Origin of the sequence: Flavobacterium sp. MR2016-29 (assembly GCF_015350695.1) — a bacterium.
Taxonomy (GTDB): Bacteria; Bacteroidota; Bacteroidia; order Flavobacteriales; family Flavobacteriaceae; genus Flavobacterium.
Window position 1 is genome coordinate 61,558 of the sequence record NZ_JADKPU010000004.1, and the last position, 23,038, is coordinate 84,595.

Annotated in this window: 21 protein-coding genes; 13 read left to right on the forward strand and 8 right to left on the reverse strand. The window is 33.8% G+C overall.

Features of this window, described 5'->3' with window-relative positions; all coding sequences use genetic code 11:
* Positions 1–6 precede the first annotated feature (6 nt).
* The 3 genes from IR010_RS11045 to IR010_RS11055 all read left to right on the forward strand — a co-directional run bounded on the left by IR010_RS11045 (position 7) and on the right by IR010_RS11055 (position 9,213).
* Positions 7–6,192: a gliding motility-associated C-terminal domain-containing protein gene (locus IR010_RS11045; RefSeq protein ID WP_194603798.1), complete on the forward strand. Its 6,186-nt coding sequence runs from the start codon at positions 7–9 to the stop codon at positions 6,190–6,192.
* A 154-nt stretch (positions 6,193–6,346) separates the two neighbouring features.
* A complete protein-coding gene (locus IR010_RS11050; protein WP_029273648.1) occupies positions 6,347–7,264 on the forward strand; it encodes a type IX secretion system membrane protein PorP/SprF in 918 nt (305 codons plus the stop codon).
* An 11-nt stretch (positions 7,265–7,275) separates the two neighbouring features.
* On the forward strand, positions 7,276–9,213 hold the full coding sequence (locus IR010_RS11055; RefSeq protein ID WP_194568972.1) for an OmpA family protein: 1,938 nt from the start codon (positions 7,276–7,278) through the stop codon (positions 9,211–9,213).
* Between the two features lie 122 nt (positions 9,214–9,335).
* On the opposite strand, the gene IR010_RS11060 is transcribed toward IR010_RS11055, so the two are convergent.
* The 6 genes from IR010_RS11060 to pyrR form a co-directional block, all read right to left on the reverse strand.
* Complete coding sequence (locus IR010_RS11060) at positions 9,336–9,839, reverse strand: CAP domain-containing protein (RefSeq protein WP_029273650.1); 504 nt, start codon at positions 9,837–9,839, stop codon at positions 9,336–9,338.
* A 172-nt stretch (positions 9,840–10,011) separates the two neighbouring features.
* Complete coding sequence (gene pdxH, locus IR010_RS11065; RefSeq protein ID WP_194568974.1) at positions 10,012–10,656, reverse strand: pyridoxamine 5'-phosphate oxidase; 645 nt, start codon at positions 10,654–10,656, stop codon at positions 10,012–10,014.
* Between the two features lie 393 nt (positions 10,657–11,049).
* Positions 11,050–11,955: a ribonuclease Z gene (locus IR010_RS11070; RefSeq protein ID WP_194568976.1), complete on the reverse strand. Its 906-nt coding sequence runs from the start codon at positions 11,953–11,955 to the stop codon at positions 11,050–11,052.
* Between the two features lie 94 nt (positions 11,956–12,049).
* Complete coding sequence (locus IR010_RS11075) at positions 12,050–12,382, reverse strand: hypothetical protein (protein ID WP_029273653.1); 333 nt, start codon at positions 12,380–12,382, stop codon at positions 12,050–12,052.
* 102 nt (positions 12,383–12,484) lie between these two features.
* The gene (locus tag IR010_RS11080) at positions 12,485–13,411 is read right to left on the reverse strand and encodes an aspartate carbamoyltransferase catalytic subunit (protein WP_029273654.1); all 927 of its coding nucleotides are present in this window, start codon (positions 13,409–13,411) and stop codon (positions 12,485–12,487) included.
* 94 nt (positions 13,412–13,505) lie between these two features.
* Entirely contained in the window at positions 13,506–14,045 is a 540-nt protein-coding gene (gene pyrR / locus IR010_RS11085) for a bifunctional pyr operon transcriptional regulator/uracil phosphoribosyltransferase PyrR (protein ID WP_029273655.1), read from the reverse strand.
* A gap of 184 nt (positions 14,046–14,229) precedes the next feature.
* Between pyrR and IR010_RS11090 the strand changes: the two genes are divergently transcribed.
* The 6 genes from IR010_RS11090 (at position 14,230) to IR010_RS11115 (ending at position 17,579) form a co-directional block, all read left to right on the forward strand.
* Entirely contained in the window at positions 14,230–14,823 is a 594-nt protein-coding gene (locus tag IR010_RS11090) for a hypothetical protein (RefSeq protein ID WP_194568978.1), read from the forward strand.
* Between the two features lie 140 nt (positions 14,824–14,963).
* Positions 14,964–15,596, forward strand: coding sequence for a class I SAM-dependent methyltransferase (locus IR010_RS11095; protein WP_194603800.1), 633 nt, complete (start codon positions 14,964–14,966; stop codon positions 15,594–15,596).
* 136 nt (positions 15,597–15,732) lie between these two features.
* Positions 15,733–16,158, forward strand: a complete 426-nt coding sequence (locus IR010_RS11100) for a helix-turn-helix domain-containing protein (RefSeq protein WP_194603802.1) — start codon at positions 15,733–15,735, stop codon at positions 16,156–16,158.
* Between the two features lie 12 nt (positions 16,159–16,170).
* Entirely contained in the window at positions 16,171–16,566 is a 396-nt protein-coding gene (locus tag IR010_RS11105) for a VOC family protein (protein WP_194603804.1), read from the forward strand.
* Between the two features lie 42 nt (positions 16,567–16,608).
* Positions 16,609–17,202 (forward strand): dihydrofolate reductase family protein, encoded by a 594-nt coding sequence (locus tag IR010_RS11110; protein WP_194603806.1) that lies wholly within the window; start codon positions 16,609–16,611, stop codon positions 17,200–17,202.
* A gap of 206 nt (positions 17,203–17,408) precedes the next feature.
* On the forward strand, positions 17,409–17,579 hold the full coding sequence (locus IR010_RS11115; protein ID WP_194568988.1) for a hypothetical protein: 171 nt from the start codon (positions 17,409–17,411) through the stop codon (positions 17,577–17,579).
* 58 nt (positions 17,580–17,637) lie between these two features.
* Here the strand turns inward: IR010_RS11115 and IR010_RS11120 are convergent, their stop codons facing one another.
* Complete coding sequence (locus IR010_RS11120; protein ID WP_029273662.1) at positions 17,638–19,257, reverse strand: ABC-F family ATP-binding cassette domain-containing protein; 1,620 nt, start codon at positions 19,255–19,257, stop codon at positions 17,638–17,640.
* 128 nt (positions 19,258–19,385) lie between these two features.
* Positions 19,386–20,159 carry a TlpA family protein disulfide reductase gene (locus tag IR010_RS11125; RefSeq protein ID WP_194603808.1) on the reverse strand — a complete coding sequence of 258 codons (774 nt, stop codon included), beginning with the start codon at positions 20,157–20,159 and terminating at the stop codon, positions 19,386–19,388.
* A gap of 219 nt (positions 20,160–20,378) precedes the next feature.
* Between IR010_RS11125 and IR010_RS11130 the strand changes: the two genes are divergently transcribed.
* From IR010_RS11130 to IR010_RS11145, 4 genes are read left to right on the forward strand one after another with little or no spacing between them, the layout of a single operon-like run.
* Positions 20,379–21,119, forward strand: coding sequence for a prolipoprotein diacylglyceryl transferase family protein (locus tag IR010_RS11130; protein ID WP_194568992.1), 741 nt, complete (start codon positions 20,379–20,381; stop codon positions 21,117–21,119).
* A 31-nt stretch (positions 21,120–21,150) separates the two neighbouring features.
* Positions 21,151–22,539: a radical SAM protein gene (locus IR010_RS11135; RefSeq protein ID WP_194603810.1), complete on the forward strand. Its 1,389-nt coding sequence runs from the start codon at positions 21,151–21,153 to the stop codon at positions 22,537–22,539.
* A gap of 20 nt (positions 22,540–22,559) precedes the next feature.
* Positions 22,560–22,733, forward strand: a complete 174-nt coding sequence (locus IR010_RS11140; RefSeq protein ID WP_157848506.1) for a hypothetical protein — start codon at positions 22,560–22,562, stop codon at positions 22,731–22,733.
* A 36-nt stretch (positions 22,734–22,769) separates the two neighbouring features.
* Complete coding sequence (locus IR010_RS11145; protein WP_194603812.1) at positions 22,770–22,967, forward strand: hypothetical protein; 198 nt, start codon at positions 22,770–22,772, stop codon at positions 22,965–22,967.
* The last annotated feature ends 71 nt before the right edge of the window (positions 22,968–23,038 follow it).

Here is a 23,038-nt window from a genome sequence, read left to right on the forward strand (position 1 = left end):
TTTAAAATGGAAAAACTATTACTCTCTTTCAGAACTAATTTACTAGATATAAAAAAAATATACTTTCCAGTATTATTTATTCTGTCATCTTCATTTGGTTTCGCTCAAAACGTAACAACAAATAAAACCGTGAGTGCGAATCCAGAAAATTGCGGTATTGTCAATGTAAAAATAGACATTACAGGTTCAGATCCTACGACGAGAAATTCTGATGTAATATTGGCAATAGATATTTCTGGCAGTATGGGAAATACTATCAGCGGAGATTTAAAAACATCTATGGATTATGCAAAAAGCGCAGCAATAGCATTTATTGATCAAGCTAAAATAAATCCTCAAAATAGAATTGCAATTGTGGCATACAGTACAACTGCGAGTTTAAAAATTGGGCTGACGTACTTAAATGCGGCTGGTGTGACTGCTGTAAAAAACCAAATTAACAGTTTACAGGCAACTAATTCTACCAATATTAATGCGGGTATTTTAAAATCTGAAACTGAATTAGAAACCAATGGCAGATTTGACTGCAGTACGGCAAGAAGTATCATTTTATTGACAGATGGAGTAACAAATAAAACAGGCGTAAATGGATCTACTGATTGTAATGTCAGCAAAACGTCTCAATGCGTTACCGATGCCATAAACGCTTCTACAAATGCAAAAACCACAACAAAATCAAGTGTTGTATACAATAATCAAGTTTTTGCTGTTGGTCTTTTTGGAGGTATCAGCGGAAATATAAATACCGAAGGAAGTGACCGAAATGTGGCTAAATATACGCTAGATCAAATACAGGGAAGTGCAGCATATATTACAAACAGCGGTGCCAATTTAACATCCATTTACAACCAGATTGCTTCACAACTATCTTGGGTTGCTCAGACTCTAGTACAACAAGAAACTGTTATTGCAGGCTTTACAATTAGTGATATTACGACTACAAAAGGAACCGCTTCAGCATCTGGACAGGTAATTACATGGAATACAGACTTTTTGAATTCTGAAACAATTACATTAAATTATCAATTGACTCCAACAGGCAGTGTTTGTGGAACTCAAAATGTGAGCAGTTCAACTTTTAATTATAAAAATTCATCTTGTGCGAACGATTCAAAAACAATAACAACTCCAACTTATTTTGTTCCATGTATTCCAACAATTACGGGAGTTCTGACTGCATGCGGTTCGACTACATTAACCGCAAATACAAATGCATCTTCACCAACATATGTTTGGTACAAGGATAATATTGTGCTTAATGGCGAAACAAAATCAACATTGGCTGTGACTTCTAGTGGAGTTTATAAAGTAAAAGTTAAAAATGGCTCAACCAATTGTGAATTAACCTCAGCAGCTTCGACACTTACAATTAGTCCAGCCGCCGCGCTTATAGCTCCTGGAAATGAAACTGTTTCCGGATGTGATACTAGTGCAATTACAAGTTTGCCATATAAAACTATCGATACTGCCATTACGCTTGCTCAGTTGACAAATGCAGGAGGGTCTATTTTGAATAGTGCGAATATCGGAAATTATACTTTGACCTACAGTGATGTCTCAACTGGAACTTGCCCGACAATAGTTACTAGAACTTTTAAAGTTGTTACCAGTTGCGGTACTATAACAAAATCTCAAACTATCACAATTCAGGACACAACGGCGCCAGCATGGACAACAGCTGCAACAGCTTTGAATGTGAATTTGCAGTGCGGCGATTTGGCTGGTCTGATAATTGAACAAGCGAAAGCTCCTTTGGCAACAGATAACTGCACAGGAACAGTCACTTATAACAAAACAAGCGGAGCGTTTACAGCTTCTGTATCTTGTTCCAATGCAGGAACTTACACCAATACATGGATAGCAAAAGATATTTGTAATAATACTTCTGAAACTTTTACACAGGTAATTACAATTCAGGACACAACAGCACCGACTTGGATTACTCAAACTGCTTCTTTAAACAAAACAATCGAATGCAGTGACCAGAGTGCTTTGGCATCCGCGCAAGCGTTATTTCCTGTGGCTTCTGATTTATGTGATAATGATGTCAGCAATATTGTAAAAATCACCGGTTCATTTGTACCGTCTGCTGGATGTTCCAACGCTGGAACTTATACCAATACTTGGACTGTAAAAGACGATTGCGGCAATACTTCTAAAACTTTTACGCAGGTAATTACAATTCAGGACACAATGGCTCCGACTTGGATTACTCAAAATGCTTCTTTAAACAAAACAATCGAATGCAGTGACCAGACTGCTTTGGCATCCGCGCAAGCGTTATTTCCTGTCGCTTCTGATTTATGTGATAATGATGTCAGCAATATTGTAAAAATCACCGGTTCATTTGTACCGTCTGCCGGATGTTCCAACGCTGGAACTTATACCAATACTTGGACTGTAAAAGACGATTGCGGGAATACTTCTCAAACTTTTACACAGGTAATAACAATTCAGGACACAATGGCTCCGACTTGGATTACTCAAACTGCTTCTTTAAACAAAACAATCGAATGCAGTGACCAGACTGCTTTGGCATCCGCGCAAGCGTTATTTCCTGTCGCTTCTGATTTATGTGATAATGATGTCAGCAATATTGTAAAAATGAGCGGTTCATTTGTACCGTCTGCTGGATGTTCCAACGCTGGAACTTATACCAATACTTGGACTGTAAAAGACGATTGCGGGAATACTTCTGAAACTTTTACGCAGGTAATTACAATTCAAGACACAACGGCTCCAATATTTGCAGGCGATCTTCCAACAGATATTACAGTTTCCTGTGATGCTGTTCCAAAAGCTGCGGATGTTGAAGCTTCTGATAATTGTAATGGAAGCTTACCAATTGTATTCTCAGAAACTAAAAACAATATTCAAAACACTTGTGCTACAAACTATACTTTAACACGAAAATGGTCTACGAGTGATTGTGCAGGAAACCAGGCAACATATACTCAAATTATAACTGTAAAAGACAGTATTGCACCAACAGGAACAGCTCCTGCAGATATTGCAGGTTTACAAAACATCACTGACATTCCAGCGGCAAATCCACAAGAAATAACAAATGCTAGAGACAATTGCAGTGGAGATGTAAAAATTACTGTTAGTGATTCAGACAACGGAGCCAGCGGTTGTGAAGGAAATGCCTATATCTTAACCAGAACATACACTTTGACAGATTGTGCGGGCAATAAAACGGATTTGGTACAAACTTTCACAGTAGAAAATAAGGTTGCTGTATCTGGAGTTGCTGTAAACACTACTTGTTTTGGCGGAAAAGACGGCTCTATTTTAGTTACGAACAGTTTGGGTTCAACTGTAGTTATTACAAATGAAAATAACGAGGTTGTTGGCAATTCTAATTTGCCCGCAGGAACTTACACACTTACTGCAGCAGCAGTAAATAGTAACCAAACATGTACTGCAACTGCTTCAGTTACTATAAAACAGCCGACTTACACTGTCAAAATATTTGGACATGTAATAAATGGAGATAAAAATATGCCTCTTGCCAATGTACCAGTGACATTGATTCCGCAAGGCACGACTCCTGGTTCTACGCAAATACGCATAACCAATATAGATGGTCTTTACAGTTTTTCTGGAATGTCAAAAGGAAATTACTTACTTCAAGTTCAGGATGCTAATTTAAATAGTGCTTACCAATTGTATCCTGTAGATTCAAGTTTGTTTTTTACTGCTCTTGAGGATTGTGTAATTCAGGAACATGATTTCAAATATGGAAAATCAGATCTTCCTGTTTTAGGAGATTACGTTTGGTATGATACAAATGGAAACGGGCTTCAAGATGAATGGTATGATGCGAATAATGACGGCATTGTAACTAAAAATATTCCGGACAGCGAAGGCGCGATTGACTACAGCAAATGGGAATGGCTTGATTTGAATGGAGACGGAAGTTTTGCAGGTCCGTTAAATGCAGGCGAATTAAATGCAGGAGGTTTTGGAAATGCAAACAGCTCAAATATTATTATTGATGGACCTAATGGATATCACGATGAAGTAATTATTGGGATTCAGGGTTTTTGGAGAAACAGACCAGAAAGTGCAAATCCGTTTGGCGACTATAATATAAAATTAGTTAGAGATGGAAATTTAAATGCTGTTGCCGCAGCTTTGGGAGCTACAGGTTTAGTAAAAGTACTGCCATCAAATACAGCAAAGAAAATAACATCTAAAACTAATAAATCGCAATTGCATACTGTTTGTCAGACTACCACTAATGCCGAATTAATTGTAACTGTAACACCAGAAGATTTAGTTCATTTAGATGCTGATTTTGGTGTGAATTGTAGAGAATACTTAGATATTGTTGCCAATGATGATACTGCTGGCCCAATAGCTGGTGTTAATCACATCACCACAAATGTGCTGAATGTATTGCCAAATGATACGCTTGAAGGCGTTGTTGTAAAAGCTTCGGATGTTATTATAACTACAGTAACACCAAATGCGTTTTTACAATTAAATCCTGATGGTTCTGTAGATGTTTTGCCAAATGCTCCCGTTGGAAATTTAACTTTAGTTTATCAGATTTGCGAAGCTGATCAAACTTCTAATTGTGATACTGCAACGGTAAGTATTACCATAGAAGCTCCTGTAATGACTGTTACTGCAACTCCAATTTGTGTGAATGATGTTCCCTATGTTGACTATGCCATAATTCCCGGAAATTTCATTCCGATAAATGGTGTAACCATTGTCTGGGCTGACAACAACAATAACATAATTACCACTATGACTAATTTGCCGCTTAGCGGAAGAATATTATGGCCAGGGGCAGTAGTAGATCAGGCAGGTAATGGAATCGATTGGCCAGGATGGCTGTTTCAAAACAACAAATGGATTCAAGGCGCAGACGGATTTGAAACATTGCGTGCAACAGCGAAATTGACGATATCTGTCAATCCAAGTGAAACTATAATTGTAAATTATCCGCCGGCAGATCCGTACTGTATTGCCAGACCAACATTTGCAATAGTAGCGAATGATGATACAGCTGGGCCTATAAATGGAGTTTCTGGAGGAACCAATGTGGTAAATGTTTACACTAATGATACGTTAAACAATTTGCCAATAAATCCTAACGACGTGACGCTGACAACCGTGACACCAGATCCTACTGGAACTTTGGCTTTAAATCCTGATGGGTCAGTAAATGTTGCTCCAAATACACCGGCAGGAACTTATATTTTAACTTACCAAATTTGTGAAAATGCCAATTTTGGAAACTGCGACACCGCAACAGTAACTATAATAGTTTCATCAGGTGCAATTATTGCTAATGACGATTCTTATAACAATATTGGCTGCAACACCTTTGGACTGGTTGGAAATGTTTTAACCAATGACCTGTTATATCAAGCTCCTGCAACATTGCAAGTAGTGAATTTTACTTTGGCAACTGCAAACAATACAGCAGTAAAAACAGATCCCAACATTACGATTGATACTTCTGGCAATATTAATGTCGGAAGTTTGACTCCAGCAGGAACTTATACTTACACCTATCAAATATGTGAAAAGCTAAATCCATCGAACTGCGATAGTGGACTTGTTACTGTAACTGTTCTTCCAATTGGCGTGACTACTATTTCTAGTCAGGCTTGCGCCGATGATTCAACGCTTGTCGATCTGCGTGCCTTGCTTCCTGCAAATACTCCTGCAACTGGAACATGGATTGACACAAGCAACACTAATGCATTAAACGGAAATACCCTCAATCCCTTTGGTCTCGCTCTTGGAAATTATGTATTTGAATATAAAATAACGGATCAAAGCTGTCCAAGAAGTATTGTCGTTAATATGGAAATAAACGATGACTGCCAAGTATTAGCCTGTGGCAATGTTGTTATACACAATGCTTTCTCACCTAATGGGGACGGAATAAATGATATTTTCAAAATTGACAGTATTGATGATATTGCATGTTATCCTGAAAATACAGTCGAGATTTATAATCGCTGGGGAATATTAGTATTTGAAACATCTAACTATAACAACACCACAAATGTATTTGACGGAACTTCAAGAGGCAGAACTACAGTGAAAGAATCAGATGGCTTGCCAACCGGAACTTATTTCTATATCGTTACTTATAAATCCTTAGACGGAAATAATGCAATTCAAAACAATAAGAAAGACGGCTACCTGTATCTTTCTAAATAAAAATCATAACACCCTGATAACTAAAGCTATATATCATTAATTTATATTATTTTATAAAAAAATTCCTTAAATTTGTTCTTAAAATTATTTTGGATTTTTTAATAGGATTTAATTGATAAATCAATAGTAATAATTGACATAATAAATATCTACTATGAGAACAAAACTATTTTACTTCGTCATTCTGTTTGTCACCATTGCAAGTAATGCGCAACAAGATGCACAATATACGCAATATATGTACAACACAATAAACATAAATCCTGCCTATGCAGGTTCTCGTGGAGCTTTAAGTGTATTTGGGTTATACCGAACGCAATGGGTCGGATTGGATGGAGCACCAGAAACAAGCAGTTTTTCTGTGAACACGCCAATTAACAACAGTAATTTAGGAGTTGGTCTTTCATTAGTAAATGACAAAATTGGTCCAACAAACCAAAATGATTTCTCTGTAGATTTGTCATACACTGTTCAAACATCCGCCAATTTTAAACTTTCATTTGGTATTAAGGGAACGGCTAATTTATTCAATTTAGATGTAAATAAGCTAAATCCAGAAGACCAAGGCGATCCTCAATTTCAGGATTTAAACAATAAATTTTCTCCAAATGTAGGAGCTGGAGTTTATTGGCATTCTGATAAAGCCTATGTTGGTCTGTCTGTACCAAATTTCATTGAAACCAATCGATACGATGACAACGATGTCGCCATTTACAAAGATAAAATCAATTATTATTTGATGGCGGGTTATGTATTTGATTTGGATAAATATCAATATGTAAAATTCAAACCAGCAGCGCTGGCTAAAATGGTAGAAGGTGCACCACTGCAGGTAGACATTTCTGCTAACTTTATGTTTGTCGAAAAATTCGTAGTTGGTATAGCATACAGATGGAGTGCTTCATTAAGCGCAATGGTTGGTTTTCAAATCACAGACGGTCTTTATTTAGGTTATGGCTATGATCGTGAAACTACTAACTTAAACAATTACAATTCAGGATCGCACGAAATTTTTCTGCGCTATGAATTCTTCAAAAACAATAGTAAAATGACAACTCCTCGTTTCTTCTAAAAATAATAATTATGAAAAATTCTATTTTACTTTGCTTAACATTTGTCTGTATTTTTTCATTCGACAGTTACTCGCAGCAATCAAAGATAAATGCAGCCGATAAAAAATACGATAGCTACGCTTATGTTGATGCAATAAAGGCCTACGAAAGAGTAGCTGAAAAAGGATATAAGTCTGAAGATATGTTCAAAAAACTTGGAAATTCCTATTACTTTAATTCGGATTTTGAAGGCGCTGCAAAATGGTACGGAGAATTATTTGCCATGAATACTGCAGTAGAACCTGAATATTATTACAGATACGGACAATCATTAAAATCAATTGGACAAACAGAAAAAGCAAACAAAATCTTCGACGAATTTAACTCCAAAAACAAAACAGACAATAGAGCAAAACTGTATAAAGAAGATGTCAATTATCTAGAGCAAATTAAAGCAAATTCTGGACGTTACAAAATAGAAGATGCTGGAGTTAACAGCAAATATTCAGATTATGGATCATTCGTTTATAAAAACAAATTGTATTTCGCTTCTGCCAGAGATACGGGTAATTTTTCTCAAAGAAAACACAAATGGACTGGAGAATATTTCACCAATCTTTATGATGCAGATATCGATCCGTCAACAAACACAACAACTAAAGTAAACAAATTCAAAACATCATTAAACAGTAAGTTTCACGAAGCAACACCTGTTTTTTCGAAAGATGGAAAAACAGTTTATTTTACAAGAAACAATTTTATTAATGGCAAGAAGGGAAAAGACGACAATAAAATTACGTTAGTAAAATTATACAAAGCTACGCTTGATAATGATAAATGGACAAATATAACAGCACTGCCTTTTACCAGTGACAACTACAGTACGGCGCATCCTGCATTAAGTCCTGATGAGAAAACTCTGTATTTTGCATCTGACATGCCGGGAACGCTTGGCCAGTCTGATATTTATAAAGTAACGATAAATAACGACGGAAGCTATGGTACTCCAGAAAATTTAGGAAATAGCATTAATACTGAAGGAAAAGAAACATTCCCATACGTAACCAGCGAAGATGAAATTTACTTTTCATCAGACGGGCATCCCGGACTTGGAGGCTTAGATGTTTTTGTGGGAGAAATTGAAAGTAACGGAACGATAAGCAGTATTCAGAATGTAGGAGCCGATGTCAATTCTCCAAAAGATGATTTTGCTTATATAATAGATCCGGTAACACGACAAGGTTATTTCAGTTCTAACAAAGATGGCGGTCAAGGTTCTGACGACATTTATAAATTTTTAGAAACTCGAAAACTAAAATGCATTCAAGAATTAAACGGAACTATTACCGACATCGAAACAAATGCAATTTTGCCAGGATCAAAAGTCACTTTATATGAAAATATGGCAATCAAAAATACAGTTATTGCAGACGCAGCTGGTCTTTACAGTTTTCCTGTTGAATGTGGCAAAACATACAACGTAAGAGCTGAAAAACAAGACTATGAAACCAAGGAAGTAAATATAACCATCGGAAAAGTAACCGGAAAAACAAGTCTGCCAATTGGGTTGGTAAATGGCAAATGCAAAGTAACGGTTGGTGATGATTTAGGAAAATGTTTTGGCATTAAAATGATTTACTTTGATTTGGATAAATCGAATATCAGACCAGAAGCAGCTCTTGATTTAGAAAAAATATTAGCTGTATTAAATGACCATCCGACAATGAAACTTGACATCCGCTCACATACAGACAGCCGTGCAACATTCAAATACAATGAAGCATTGTCTGACAGAAGAGCAAAATCTACTATACAATGGCTTATTAAAAATGGTGTAGCGGCCAACAGATTGATTGGAAAAGGATATGGAGAAACGCAGCTTGTAAATAAATGTGCAGATGGAGTTGCATGTAGCGAGGCTGAGCATCAGGAAAACAGACGAAGCGAATTTATTATTACCGCACTTTAGTTAATTAGATTATCATACTTCTTAAGCTGTCTGCAAAGACAGCTTTTTTTATAAAAAAAGAAACCGTTGCAACTCTAGGAGTTACAACGATCACTAAAAAACCAACCAGTTTTCAATTAATCTTAAATCTTAACAAATATGTTAGTGTAATATTTTTTTCCAGTTTTATCAGTAGTTACTGCCAGACCAAAATGAGTATAATCTCCTTCGATATTTTCTTTGTGTCCTGGGCTTTCTAACCAAGCTTTTACAACTGCTTCTGAAGTTTTGTAATTGTAGGCAACATTCTCTCCTACTTTTTTTGCTCCAAGCACTTTTACAAGATTATCAGATCGCAAGACAAAATCGTTATGATTCATCACATTATTCGCGATCATATAAGTATTGTGTTCTTGGCATTTAGCAGAAATGTGATTAATTATTTGCAATGCATTCAAACCAATACTTAATCGATATTCGTTTATTAATTGCATTGTTTCTAACTCTGAATCGTTGTAAGTGTAGTTTGTTATCAGAGTCTCTTCTGTTGGAGTACTATTATCATTTCCATCTGCTGTATCAGCAGAGCATGAGTTCATTGCAATTAGCATTGCAATGAACAACATGACGCGCATAATCTTCTTCATAATCAAACAGTAGTTAATGCATTAAAGTAAATGTTGGGGCAAATCCTTTAAATCTTTATATTTGGGTAATACTTTCTTTTTCTGGACCAAACATATTTAAATTATCGGTAAACTACAAAATTAATCGATGAACTACACTTAAAATAATAAATATAAAATAATTTTCTTACAACTAAGAAGACAATCTTTCAATCTTCCATGAAAAATCAGATTGGCTTGAATAGCGAATTCTGTCATGAAGTCTATTTGGTCTTCCTTGCCAAAATTCTACTTCTAATGGAGTCACTAAAAAGCCTCCCCAATTTTCTGGTCTCGGAATTGATTTTCCTTCAAAAGCAGCTTCCAGTTTTTTTAAATTTTCCTCTAAAAAAGCGCGTGACGGAATCACTTCACTTTGATTTGATACAATCGCGCCTAACTTGCTTCCGTCCGGGCGAGAATCAAAATAGCCATCTGATATATTTTCAGAAGTTCGCTGCGCAATTCCTTTAATAATTACCTGACGTTCCATTTCCTGCCAAAAAAAAGACAAGCAAACATGCGGATTCGCAGCTATTGCTTTTCCTTTTTCAGAATTATAGTTGGTATAAAAAATAAAACCTTCTTCAGAAAATTTCTTCAATAAAACAACACGAGATTTAGGAAATCCATCCAAACCAATTGTAGAAACTGTCATTGCATTGACTTCTCCGCCTGCACCGAAATCTTCAACTTCATGAAACCATCTATTAAATAAATTAATTGGATCTTCTGGAATATTAGTTTCTAATAATTCGCTTTTCTCGTAAGACTTTCTATAATTGCTTAAATCATTCATTTTTTTAGATTATTAGATTTTTGGATTCTTAGATTTTTGGATATTAGACTTCTTAGATGTTAGACTTCTTATATTAGACTTCTTATATTAGACTTCTTATATTAGACTTCTTAGATGTTAGACTTCTTAGATATTAGACTTCTTGGATGTTGGACTTCTTAGATATTAGACTTCTTGGATGTTGGACTTCTTGGATGTTGGCTTCTTAGATGTTGGCTTCTTAGATGTTAGACTTCTTAGATGTTAGACTTCTTGGATGTTAGACTTCTTGGATGTTGGACTTCTTAGATATTATACTTCTTAGATATTATACTTCTTAGATGTTGGACTTCTTAGATGTTAGATTTTATATTAAATGTTCCTAATTAGAAACCCATAACTAATTTCTAATTTCTACCATTCAAAACTTCTCCCGTCATCTCCTAAAAGCACATTCGGAAAAATGGTTTCTGCTTCTTCTTTAAAACGTTCTATGCCGTCATATCTTGTTGAATAATGTCCTAAAACTAAATGTTTTGCATTTGCTTTAAGTGCAATATTCGCTGCTTCTTTAGCTGTAGAATGCAAGGTTTTTTGTGCCAAAGGAGCTTCTGATTCTAAAAAGGTAGATTCATGATACAGAACATCTACATTTTTAATTATCGGAATTATATCTTCCTTATAAGCAGTGTCTGAGCAAAAAGCATAACTCAAAGGCAAAATTGGATCAAAAGATAACTGTTCGTTTTTAATAACAGTTCCATTGTCAAGGGTAACATCACCTCCATTTTTTATTTTCTGATAATAAGCAGTATGAATTTCATATTGCTGTACGGCATCAACATTTAGTTTTCTTTCGCCTGGCTTTTCTTGAAACAAAAATCCGTTCGTGTAAACGCGGTGTTTCAGCGGAATCGTTTTTACCACAACTTTTTGATCTTCAAAAATAATTTCGCTTTCTTTTGATTCTAATTCATGAAAAAACAAATCATAAGTTGTCCAAGAATTTGATAATTTTAATTGCAACGTAATAATTTCCTTCACTCCTTTTGGACCGTAAATGTGCAGATCAGTTGTTCGTCCTAAAAGTGCAAAAGTTGATATGGTTCCTATTAATCCAAAAAAGTGATCTCCATGCAAATGCGAAATAAAAATGTGATTAATTTTTGAGAATTTAATCTTATTTTTTCGTAATTGAACTTGAGTTCCTTCTCCACAGTCAATTAAAAACATTCTGTTTTTAATTTCTAAAACCTGCGAAGTTGGGTTTGTGAGTGTTCTAGGAGTTGCGGCGTAACAGCCAAGTATAGTTAATTTCATTTTAGATTATTGATTTTAGATTTTAGATTGAAGATGATTTAGACTTCAACATTCAAAATCTAAAAATCTGAACTCTAAAATCTAAAATCTACAATTAAAACCCGAGGTCTCTCTCGATTTCTTCCATTTCGATAATATCGTGTGCTTCTAAAAGAGAAGGAACTACAATTAATTTATCAGAAATTGCGTTAAAATCAAGATCAGCAACTACAATTACAAATGATTTTTTTGATTTTTTCTGTTGTTTCGAAAGCGGTAAAAAAAGTTTCAAATCACTTTCTGACAATGCTTGATCAGATGATAAATCGATTATAATATTATGTTTTTCAAAGGTTTTAAACTGTTGCGTCACTTTATCCAAAAAAGAATTAATATCTCCTTGAGTGTCTTTAATAGTAACGGTATGTCCTTTTTGATCTACTTTCATTTTACTAAGGTACAAAGTTTTTATTTTTGTTTCAAGTTTCAAGTTTCAAGTTTACCAAGCTGAACGTCAAACAACGTGAAACTTGAAACAAAAAAACTAAATTTATTGTATTTTAGACGCCAAAAGATAAATAACCGCCATTCTGATTGCTACACCATTCTCCACCTGATTCAAAATTACTGAATGATCAGAATCTGCCACTTCAGAAGTTATCTCTACTCCTCTATTGATTGGTCCTGGGTGCATAATAACAATTTCTTTTCCAAGAGAATCTAAAAGCGGTTTATCAACTCCATATTGTTGTGCGTATTCGCGTGTTGAAGGAAAAAAATTCACATCCATACGCTCGTTTTGTACGCGAAGCATATTGGCAACATCGCACCATTCTAATGCTTTTCTCAAATTTGGCTCGACCGTAACGCCTAGCGATTCGATGTATCTCGGAATCAAGGTTTTTGGTCCGCACACTTTTACTTCTGCACCTTGCATCTGCAAAGCATATATATTAGACAAGGCAACTCTCGAATGCAGAATATCGCCTACAATAACTACTTTTTTTCCGGCAACATCGCCCAGTTTTTCTCTGATAGAATAACTGTCTAACAAAGCCTGTGTTGGATGTTCGTGTGCCCCGTCGCCAGCGTTTACGATACTTGCTTTGACATTTTTAGACAAAAAATAAGCCGCTCCGGGATTAGAGTGGCGCATTACAACCATATCCACTTTCATAGAAAGGATATTGTTTACAGTATCAATAAGTGTTTCTCCTTTTTTAACCGAAGACTGTGCTGCAGAAAAACTGATAACATCTGCAGATAATCTTTTTTGGGCTAACTCAAACGAAAGTTTTGTTCTGGTACTGTTTTCAAAGAAAATGTTAGCAATAGTAATATCTCGTAATGAAGGAACTTTTTTAATAGGTCGGTTAATGACTTCTTTAAAATGATCTGCCGTTTCAAAAATTAGGTTAATATCATTCTCGTTGATGTATTTAATTCCTAATAAATGATTTACGCTTAATTCTTTCATCTTTATGTTTAATTATTTTATTTGTCTAATCGTTTTTGTTAAACCGTTTAATCGTTTCTCCCGATTAAACAATTAACCGGTTAACCGATTAAACTTAATTTGTCACTAAGTAAACTACATCTTCGCCTTCATTTTCTTTCCAGCTTACTTTTACTTTTTCATTATTAATAGCATCAACCTGACGGCCGCGGTAATCGGGCTGAATTGGCAGGTTTCGGCTAAAACGCCTGTCAATTAACACTAGCAATTCGATTTCTGATGGTCGCCCAAAAGACTGAATTGCGGTTAAGGCAGAACGAATGCTTCGTCCAGTAAACAAAACGTCATCGATAAAAATGACCTTTTTGTCTTCGACTATAAAATTGATTTGTGTTTTGTTGGCTTCAAGTGGTTTATCTGTACGACGAAAGTCATCTCTAAAAAAAGTGATGTCTAGATATCCCAAAGAAATTTCGGGAACCTTATATTCGTTTTCTAAAATTTGTTTTAAACGTTCAGCTAAAAAAACGCCTCTTGGCTGGATTCCGACTAAAATAGTATCCGAGAAATCAAGATGTTTTTCGATTAACTGACAAGCCAAACGATGGAGTATGATAGTAACTTCTTTTGAATTAAGTAATACTTTTTGGCTCATAATTAAGTGTAATGTTTGGTTGGGCAAATATACGAAATCAGAATTTATTTGTTGGGGTGTTGGGTGGGGAAATATTTTTTTTTGGTTTTGGGTGGGAAATTTGGAATTTGGAATTTTGTTATTTTAGAAAATAAAATCTTACTTTTAAAAGTTCGCATTTAATATTTAAACTGAAAAATAATAAATGGCCACACCAAGAAAAAAAACTGAGCAAGTTAGCCCCAAAATAGCCGATGCATTAATCATTGAAAAGGCAAACTTCAAATTGAACTTTAAAACATTTAAAATGAAAAAACTATTACTTTTAATTTTATTATTTTCTCTTAATATATATTCTCAAGACAGCTTAAGATATAAACAAGTATATTTTGATAAGGGATTATGTTATAAAGTTGAAACAGGTCAACTTTATAGCGGAAAAGTACAAAGTTATAAGCATAAAAAACATCTAGTTTATGAAGAGAATTTCATCGATGGACAATTAAAAAAATATACAATATATTTTAATGGGAAAACAAGAAAAGTAGCTGAAGAATTCTTTTATGATGATAATGGTTTTAAAGAAAAAAGAATTAGATATGAATATTCAATTGATTTTAAATGGATAACCTATTACAACACAAAAAAAGAAAAAACTTTAGAAGAAGATTTTAAAGATGGCGTAATAGTTTATAGGTGCGAATATTTGAATAATAAAAAAAATGGAATCTTATTTTCAATAAATGATGAAGGAGTAAAAACAGAGTGTAAATATGTAAATGGAAAGTATATAAAATAAAAAATGACCAAAGAAGCTAAAACCTAATTCCTCTATAGCTGCGCCATATTTTATAATAAAAAGAACGGTTATTAGTCCAAAAAAATAAGATTATAATTAATACATAATTCAAAGTCCGAGCAAAAAAACAAATAAATTTTATGGATCCTTACAAAGAAACTTTTGAGACTTGGAATAAAATTGCAAGTCTTTATGAAGATAAGTTTATGAATTTAAGTTTGTATAATGAAACTTATGACTTTTTTCTTAACACTCTAAAAGGGGATCAACTCAATATTTTTGAAATTGGCTGTGGCCCAGGAAATATTACCAAATATTTGTTGTCAAAAAATCCTGATTTAAAAATTAAAGGCATCGATATTGCACCAAAAATGCTCGAATTGGCTAAATTAAATAATCCGTCTGCTAGTTTTGAAATTATGGACACACGAAAATTAGACGAAATCAATGAAAAATTTGATGCCGTTATGTGTGGCTTTTGTTTACCTTATCTTTCAGAAGAAGATGCTTCAAAATTAATATACGACGCTAATACATTACTTACTACAAAAGGCATTTTGTATATCAGTTTTATTGAAGGAAAACCTTCTCAATCAGGTTTTATTTCCGGAAGTACTGGCGATCGCACCTATTTTTATTATCACACTTTAGAAGATATAAAAAATCAACTTTTTAAAAATCATTTTGAAATTATCAAGTCATTCGAAGTTCAATATCCAAAAGCTGATGATGTTGAAATTCACACTATAATAATGGCAAAGAAAATCGAATAGTATAGTATTGAATTTATTTGAAAATCTTTTTCATAAATTTGATAGAACAAGAAAAATCCAATCGCTAGATCTACACAACGATAAATCAGAAATATTTCTGAGCCAGCAAAGTATCTCAAATTAAAAGAATTATTAAATGAACTTTTATCAGCAAGAACTTAATCGCATTAAAAGCATTTGTTATTCGAACGAAGCACAAATTAAAACCGTGATTCGTACGCGAAAGTTTATTGAACACAATTTTGATAAAGAATTGGATTTGAACTTGCTTTCTCATACTCAATTTACTTCAAAATTTCATTTATTACGATTGTTTAAAAAATATTATGGAGTAACACCCAAACAATATTTGATAGATAAAAGAATTGAAAAATCGAAGCAATACCTAAAAAACGGAATGACCGTAACCGAAACTTGTTTTGCTGTTGGATTTGAAAGTCCGAGTTCGTTTAGTACTTTATTTAAAAGTAAAATTGGAGTCGCTCCTATTGAATTTCAAAAAAAGCAATTTTCGCAAAGTAATTTAAAATTAGATTTACAAACTTGCACTAGTCAATTTTAAAAGAGAAAAAAGATGAGAGTAAAAGTTATGGGAATTCCCGTTGAAGACCAGGAAAAAGCATTGCAATTTTATACCGAAAAATTGGGATTTGTAAAAAAATACGATGTGCCTTTAAGTGAAACCAGCAGATGGCTGACCGTTGTTGCAAAAGACGAACAAGAGGGAACTGAAGTGTTATTAGAACCATCACCCAACCATTTTGAACCTGCAAAAGTATATCAAAAAGCACTTTTTGAAGCCGGAATTCCGTACACACAATTTAACGTAGATAATGTTCAGGCAGAATACGATCGATTGATCAATCTTGGTGTCGAATTCAGCATGAAGCCAACTGAAATGGGAACTGTAAAAATTGCTGTATTAAACGATACTTGCGGCAACCATATTCAGCTTATTGAAATGTTATAGTATTTTATTTCAGTATATTTGAGAAACAAAAAACCTACGACTATGAGAAAAATAATTGTCTTATCGATGATTACAATCGACGGAGTAATGCAAGCACCGGGCGCACCTGAAGAAGATACCTCAGGCGGTTTTGAATATGGTGGCTGGGTGGCGCCTTTTGGAGATGAAGAATATGGCAAGGTTATGCAAAAACAAATGGAACCGGCAGATATTCTTTTAGGCAGAAAAACATTCGATATTTTTGAAGAATATTGGCCAAAACACGCAGAAGGCTGGCCGGGAATTAATGAAGTAACAAAATACGTTTTGTCCTCAACCAGAAAAAACTCTGATTGGGAAAACTCCGAATTTCTTTCTACTGTAGAAGACATCAAAAAACTTAAAAATTCTGAAGGCGGTGATATAAAAGTTTGGGGAAGCGCAACACTTGTGCAGCTGTTACTCAAAAATGATTTAGTCGACGAACTTGGACTAAAGATTCATCCTATAATTTTGGGTAAAGGGAAAAAATTATTTGACGATGGCGCTTTTCCATCCGGATTTAAACTAACAGAAAGTACTATAACGCCAAGCGGTGTAATTGCTGTAAGTTATAAACGGGATGGAGAAGTTAAAACTGGAATTATTGGAGAATAAAATCTAGATTTATGTGTTAATGATTTCAAACTGAATTAAAATCCAGCACTCTAATATAATTCGATAGAAGGCTTTTTATTGTATAAGGCAAATCATAGAACTTTTACTAAAAATTATATAAGACATTTTTTTGCTGATTAAAGTAATTTTATTGTACGATAATTAGAATACTAAATTCTTTTTAAAACAATTAAAACAGCAAAATCATGCAAAAGAACATTACACGTTTGTTAATGGTATTCGTAATACTATTTTCATTTACAAGTTGCGAAGTTATTGGAGACATTTTTAAAGCCGGAATGGGATTCGGGATATTTATCGTAATCTTTATTGTTGCGATCATTATCTGGATCTTCGCCAGACTTTTCAAAAAATAAACATAAAAAAATCCCGATCGCAAAACGATCGGGATTTTTTTTATACGCTCTTACAATATTATAAATTGTACATCTTCTTTCTCAATTCCTGAATTTTTTCATCATCCAAGTACTCATCAAACGTCATATAGCGATCGATAACTCCATTTGGCGTTAACTCCACTACTCTATTACCAACAGTCTGAGCAAATTCGTGGTCATGCGTGGTAAAAATCACAGAACCTTTAAAGTTTTTCAAAGAGTTGTTAAAAGCTGTAATCGACTCTAAATCTAAGTGATTTGTTGGTTCGTCAAGCATTAAGATGTTAGCGCGTTCCATCATCATTCTAGAAAGCATACAACGTACTTTTTCTCCTCCAGATAACACTCTGCTTGTTTTTAAAGCTTCTTCTCCTGAGAAAATCATTTTCCCTAAGAAACCTCTAATAAAAACCTCATCACGCTCTTCTTCTGTTTTAGCATATTGGCGCAACCAATCTACTAGTGTTAAATCATTTTCAAAAAACGAATGGTTTTCAGCTGGCAAATACGCTTGATTTGTTGTAATTCCCCAATCAAAAGTTCCAGAATCTGCTTTTTGGTTGTTATTTAAAATTTCGTAGAAAGCTGTTGTAGCACGTGAATCTTTAGAAAAAAGAACGATTTTATCGCCTTTTGCCATATTTAAATCAACATCTTTAAACAAAAGATCACCATCAATAGAAGCCGATAAATTTTCAACGTTTAAAATCTGATCTCCAGCTTCACGATCTTGATCAAAAATAATCGCAGGATAACGACGGCTCGATGGTTTGATTTCAGAAATATTCAATTTAGAAATCATTTTTTTACGAGAAGTTGCTTGTTTAGATTTTGCAACGTTCGCACTAAAACGACGAATAAATTCTTCAAGTTCCTGTTTCTTTTCTTCTGCTTTTTTGTTTTGCTGTGCACGTTGTTTTGCCGCTAATTGGCTAGACTCGTACCAGAAAGTATAATTTCCTGAATAGTGATTAATTTTTCCAAAATCGATATCCGAAATATGTGTACAAACCGCATCTAAAAAGTGACGGTCGTGAGATACTACTATTACAGTATTTTCATAATTTGCCAAGAAATTCTCTAACCAAGCGATTGTCTCAAAATCCAAATCGTTGGTAGGCTCATCCATAATAAGCAGATCTGGGTTTCCAAAAAGTGCCTGCGCCAAAAGTACACGAACTTTGATTTTTCCCTCCAAATCACCCATTAAAGTATAATGATGTTCTTCATTGATTCCTAAGTTAGACAACATTGCAGCGGCATCAGAATCTGCATTCCAACCGTTCATTTCTTCAAACTGAACTTGAAGTTCTCCAATTCTGTCTGCGTTTTTATCGTTGTAGTCTAAATAAAGCTCATCCATTTCTTTTTTAACAGCATACAAAACTTTATTTCCCATCAAAACCGTTTCCAAGACAGTATGCTCATCAAACATGTTGTGATTTTGATTCAAAACCGACATACGTTTTCCCGGTTCTAAATGAATATGTCCAGAAGTTGGGTCGATATCGCCTGAAATGATTTTTAGAAATGTTGATTTTCCAGCACCATTGGCTCCAATAACGCCGTAAATATTTCCGTGAGTGAATGTGGTATTTACTTCGTCAAACAAAATTCGTTTGCCAAATTGAACTGATAAATTATTGACTGTTAACATGAATGTCTTTTTAATTAATTTCGTGCAAAAGTAGTGAAAAAGGTTCAGAGTTGCAAAGGTGTCATGATGTGAAATGTAAATTGTAAAATATGAAATGATTACCCTAAAAACTTCTAACTTCTAAGCTTTTACAATTTACTTTCCTTCGACAGCGCAACTTCCAGACTTTCAAAATTCGGAAGGACTTTAGCAATCAAACCTTCTTTATTTAAAATAAAATGTGTTGGAAATGAATTCAGCTGCAAGGCTTCATTCATATACACTTTCATGTCAGGAATTACCGCATATGATAATGGTTTTCTGGCTAAAAAAAGTTTTAATTGCTCTGCAGAATCCTCGGCTAAACTTATAAAAAGAATATCTTTTCGATCTTTATACTCTTCAACTAATTTATTGACTTGCGGAAATTCTCTTATACAAGGCGTACAATGAATGTACCAGCATTTTATCACTATGATTTTTCCTTTCATGGATTCGTTGGTCACCAAATTGCCTTCTAAATCCTTAAAAGAGAATTTTGGAAAAGCTGTTCCTTCCATTTTGTAGTTTTTGTAAGCGTCAAAACCAATTTGGTTAATTGTTGCTTTGATGCTTGTATCTGTCTTTGGCAGAATTTTGAACAACTTATAATAGTATGTAGAGTTATCTGTTTTTAACCGAATTGGAATAAAATTTCCATTTGCTAATTGATCCAAAAAAGCCTCTTTCGAAATTTCTTTAGAAGAAGAATCAAGAGCTGTAAAATCTCGCGAAAGCATTATTTTTTTATTCTGATAAACCGACCATTCCGTATAATTTTTCTGAATTTGAATGGGATCAACTTCAGGATTTCCGAATTTGTTTTGGGCCGAACAGAAATTAAGAATTAAAAGAAAAGTATTTATGTAAATGAATTTATGCATGAATTTTAATCAGATATAATGAGATTCAAAAGTACTTAAAAATCTATGGAGTTTTTTTAGAACAAAACTTTTACTTTTTTACAACTACAATGACAGCTTGGCTAATTTTGATAATTTCACTGTGTAAAAAATATAATTAGACAGATTGTCATTCTTTTTTGAAAGTTTATTTAAATGTTGATGTGATTTCATTATATTCGCAAAAAATTCTGACTAAAAATGACGTTTCCTTTTCAATTTGAAATTTTTGAAAAAACTTTTTACTGGCATTTTATATTTGAAACGTTAGCTTTTTTTGTTGGAATAAGAATTTATTATTTTCTAAGAAAGAGAACTCAAGATTCAATATCAGACACCAATCGTTTAGTTATTATGATCGGAGCAATGGTTGGAGCGTTGATCGGATCGCGATTTATTGCTTTATTAGAAAATCCATCTCAAATAACCCATCAAACTTTTTTAACCTTATATCAAAATAAAACGGTTGCAGGCGGCTTTCTAGGAGGATTATTTGGTGTCGAGCTTATAAAAAAAGCGATTGGAGAAAAATCTTCGTCGGGAGATTTATACGTAATTCCAATAATAACAGCTCTGTTTATTGGACGTATCGGATGTTTTTCGATGGGAATGGCAGAACCTACTTACGGTATAGAAACTAACTTTTTTACAGGAATTAATTTAGGTGACGGTTTAAAAAGACATCCTATTGCATTATATGAAATGTTTTTCATGATTCTGCTTTTTATCTTTTTTCAAAGTATAAAAAATAAAGCGCTGCTGAATGGTGACCGTTTTAAAATCTTTATGATTTTATATTTTCTGTTTCGTTTTTTAATTGAATTTTTAAAACCATACGAGCCTTTGCTGCTTAATTTGAGCAGTATACAATGGAGCTCTATTTTAATTTTTGTTTACTATTGGAAATTTCTTTACAAGGAATTTTCCTTTAGCTATAAATAAAAAACGTACTTTATAACATAAAAATATTTTAATGAAAACTCGCGACTATATATTTTACGATTACACCAAGAGTCTATGTCATCAATGTCTGGCACTTGTAGATACAAAAATTGTATTTCAGGACGATAAAGTTTGGATGCTCAAACATTGTAAAACACATGGTGAATCAAAGTCGATGATTGCGGATGATGTAAATTATTATAAACAATTACGTAATTACAACAAGAAGTCTGAAATGCCCTTAAAATTCAATACAAAAGTGCATTATGGATGTCCTTACGACTGCGGATTATGTACAGATCATGAACAGCATTCTTGTCTGACGATTGTAGAAGTTACAGACCGATGTAATTTAGCATGTCCTACTTGCTATGCAAACTCAGCTCCAAACTATGGAAGACACCGGACTTTAGAAGAAATAGAAAAAATGTTTGATGCTGTTGTGGCTAATGAAGGAGAACCCGATGTTGTTCAGATTTCTGGAGGAGAACCAACAGTACATCCAGAATTTTTTAAAATTTTAGATATAGCCAAAAGCAAACCAATCAAGCATTTAATGCTTAATACAAATGGTATTCGAATTGCAAAAGACATCAAATTTGTAGAAACATTGGCTACGTATATGCCTGACTTTGAAATTTATTTGCAGTTTGACAGTTTTAAACCAGAAGTATTAGAAAAATTACGAGGCGAAGACCTAACAGAAGTACGCAAAAAAGCAATAGAAAATTTAAATCAGTTTAATATCTCAACCACACTAGTAATCACACTGCAAAAAGGAGAAAATGACGATGAGATTGGAAAAATAATTGAGTATGCATTACAACAGAAATGTGTTCGTGGTGTCACTTTTCAACCTACACAGGTTGCAGGCAGAAATGACAACTATGATGATTTTTCGGGAAGAATAACCTTGACAGAAGTACGAAGAAAAATTTACGAGCAATATCCTCTTTTTACACCTCAGGATCTCATTCCTGTTCCTTGTAATCCAGACGCTTTGTGTATGGCATATGCTCTTAAAATAGATGGCGAAGTTTTTCCAATGACTCATTTAATAAACCCAGAAGATTTGTTAAACAACTCAAAAAATACAATTGTTTTTGAGCATGATGAAAAACTAAAAACACATATGCTTAACTTATTTAGTACTGGTATTTCTGTGGATTGTGCAGAAGGAGAATTTAATGAATTGATGTGCTGTCTGCCAAGAGTTCAGTCAGATACCTTGAATTATAATAATTTATTTCGAATTTTAATTATGAATTTTATGGATGCCCATGATTTTGATGTAAGAGCTGTAAAAAAATCATGTGTTCACATTGTAAGCGATAAAATGAAAATTATTCCTTTCGAAACCATGAATTTATTTTACAGGGATAATAAAATTGAAAAAATCCGACAAGAATTAAATGTCTAGTTATTAAATTAGTCTGAAATATGGAAGCATTAATACTTATTGGCGTTATTTTTACAGCAATGTTCTTGATTGGTCTAATTGGTTTAATTTTTAGAAAAGAAGACAAAAAATTTTATCTAACCCTAATGTTAATTCCTATTGTCATTACCGTAATTGGATTTGGAACATGTGCATTAATAATAAGCGGTCTGTAACTTTATAATTTAACTCACCTAGAAAAAGATCTAAATATGGGAGATTTTTTAGCTTTAGCAGGAGGTCTAGCTGCCTTAGCAAGTGTACTTGCTTTTTTTATCGGATTATTGCGTTTGATATTTATATCAGATGACAAAAATACATCATTAAAAATCATCTTGTATTCTGTGGTTGGTTTTGTAATTGGCTTTGGTACATGTGCTGCAAATTTCTCATTGGGAGGAATGCACTAAAAAAAAACCTGGCAATAAAATTGCCAGGTTCATAATGCTCTCGTCTAGGTGAAAACCAAATAACAAATCAC

Coding starts and splice junctions, on each gene's coding strand:
- IR010_RS11145 (WP_194603812.1), top strand. CDS start 22,770: ATGGGAGATTTTTTAGCTTTAGCAGGAGGTCTAGCTGCCTTAGCAAGT.
- IR010_RS11070 (WP_194568976.1), bottom strand. CDS start 11,955: ATGAAATTAACTATACTTGGCTGTTACGCCGCAACTCCTAGAACACTC.
- IR010_RS11055 (WP_194568972.1), top strand. CDS start 7,276: ATGAAAAATTCTATTTTACTTTGCTTAACATTTGTCTGTATTTTTTCA.
- IR010_RS11115 (WP_194568988.1), top strand. CDS start 17,409: ATGCAAAAGAACATTACACGTTTGTTAATGGTATTCGTAATACTATTT.
- IR010_RS11075 (WP_029273653.1), bottom strand. CDS start 12,382: ATGAAAGTAGATCAAAAAGGACATACCGTTACTATTAAAGACACTCAA.
- pdxH (WP_194568974.1), bottom strand. CDS start 10,656: ATGAATGATTTAAGCAATTATAGAAAGTCTTACGAGAAAAGCGAATTA.
- IR010_RS11140 (WP_157848506.1), top strand. CDS start 22,560: ATGGAAGCATTAATACTTATTGGCGTTATTTTTACAGCAATGTTCTTG.
- IR010_RS11110 (WP_194603806.1), top strand. CDS start 16,609: ATGAGAAAAATAATTGTCTTATCGATGATTACAATCGACGGAGTAATG.
- IR010_RS11135 (WP_194603810.1), top strand. CDS start 21,151: ATGAAAACTCGCGACTATATATTTTACGATTACACCAAGAGTCTATGT.
- IR010_RS11125 (WP_194603808.1), bottom strand. CDS start 20,159: ATGCATAAATTCATTTACATAAATACTTTTCTTTTAATTCTTAATTTC.
- IR010_RS11090 (WP_194568978.1), top strand. CDS start 14,230: ATGGCCACACCAAGAAAAAAAACTGAGCAAGTTAGCCCCAAAATAGCC.
- IR010_RS11080 (WP_029273654.1), bottom strand. CDS start 13,411: ATGAAAGAATTAAGCGTAAATCATTTATTAGGAATTAAATACATCAAC.
- IR010_RS11095 (WP_194603800.1), top strand. CDS start 14,964: ATGGATCCTTACAAAGAAACTTTTGAGACTTGGAATAAAATTGCAAGT.
- IR010_RS11120 (WP_029273662.1), bottom strand. CDS start 19,257: ATGTTAACAGTCAATAATTTATCAGTTCAATTTGGCAAACGAATTTTG.
- IR010_RS11050 (WP_029273648.1), top strand. CDS start 6,347: ATGAGAACAAAACTATTTTACTTCGTCATTCTGTTTGTCACCATTGCA.
- IR010_RS11100 (WP_194603802.1), top strand. CDS start 15,733: ATGAACTTTTATCAGCAAGAACTTAATCGCATTAAAAGCATTTGTTAT.
- IR010_RS11105 (WP_194603804.1), top strand. CDS start 16,171: ATGAGAGTAAAAGTTATGGGAATTCCCGTTGAAGACCAGGAAAAAGCA.
- pyrR (WP_029273655.1), bottom strand. CDS start 14,045: ATGAGCCAAAAAGTATTACTTAATTCAAAAGAAGTTACTATCATACTC.
- IR010_RS11060 (WP_029273650.1), bottom strand. CDS start 9,839: ATGAAGAAGATTATGCGCGTCATGTTGTTCATTGCAATGCTAATTGCA.
- IR010_RS11045 (WP_194603798.1), top strand. CDS start 7: ATGGAAAAACTATTACTCTCTTTCAGAACTAATTTACTAGATATAAAA.
- IR010_RS11130 (WP_194568992.1), top strand. CDS start 20,379: ATGACGTTTCCTTTTCAATTTGAAATTTTTGAAAAAACTTTTTACTGG.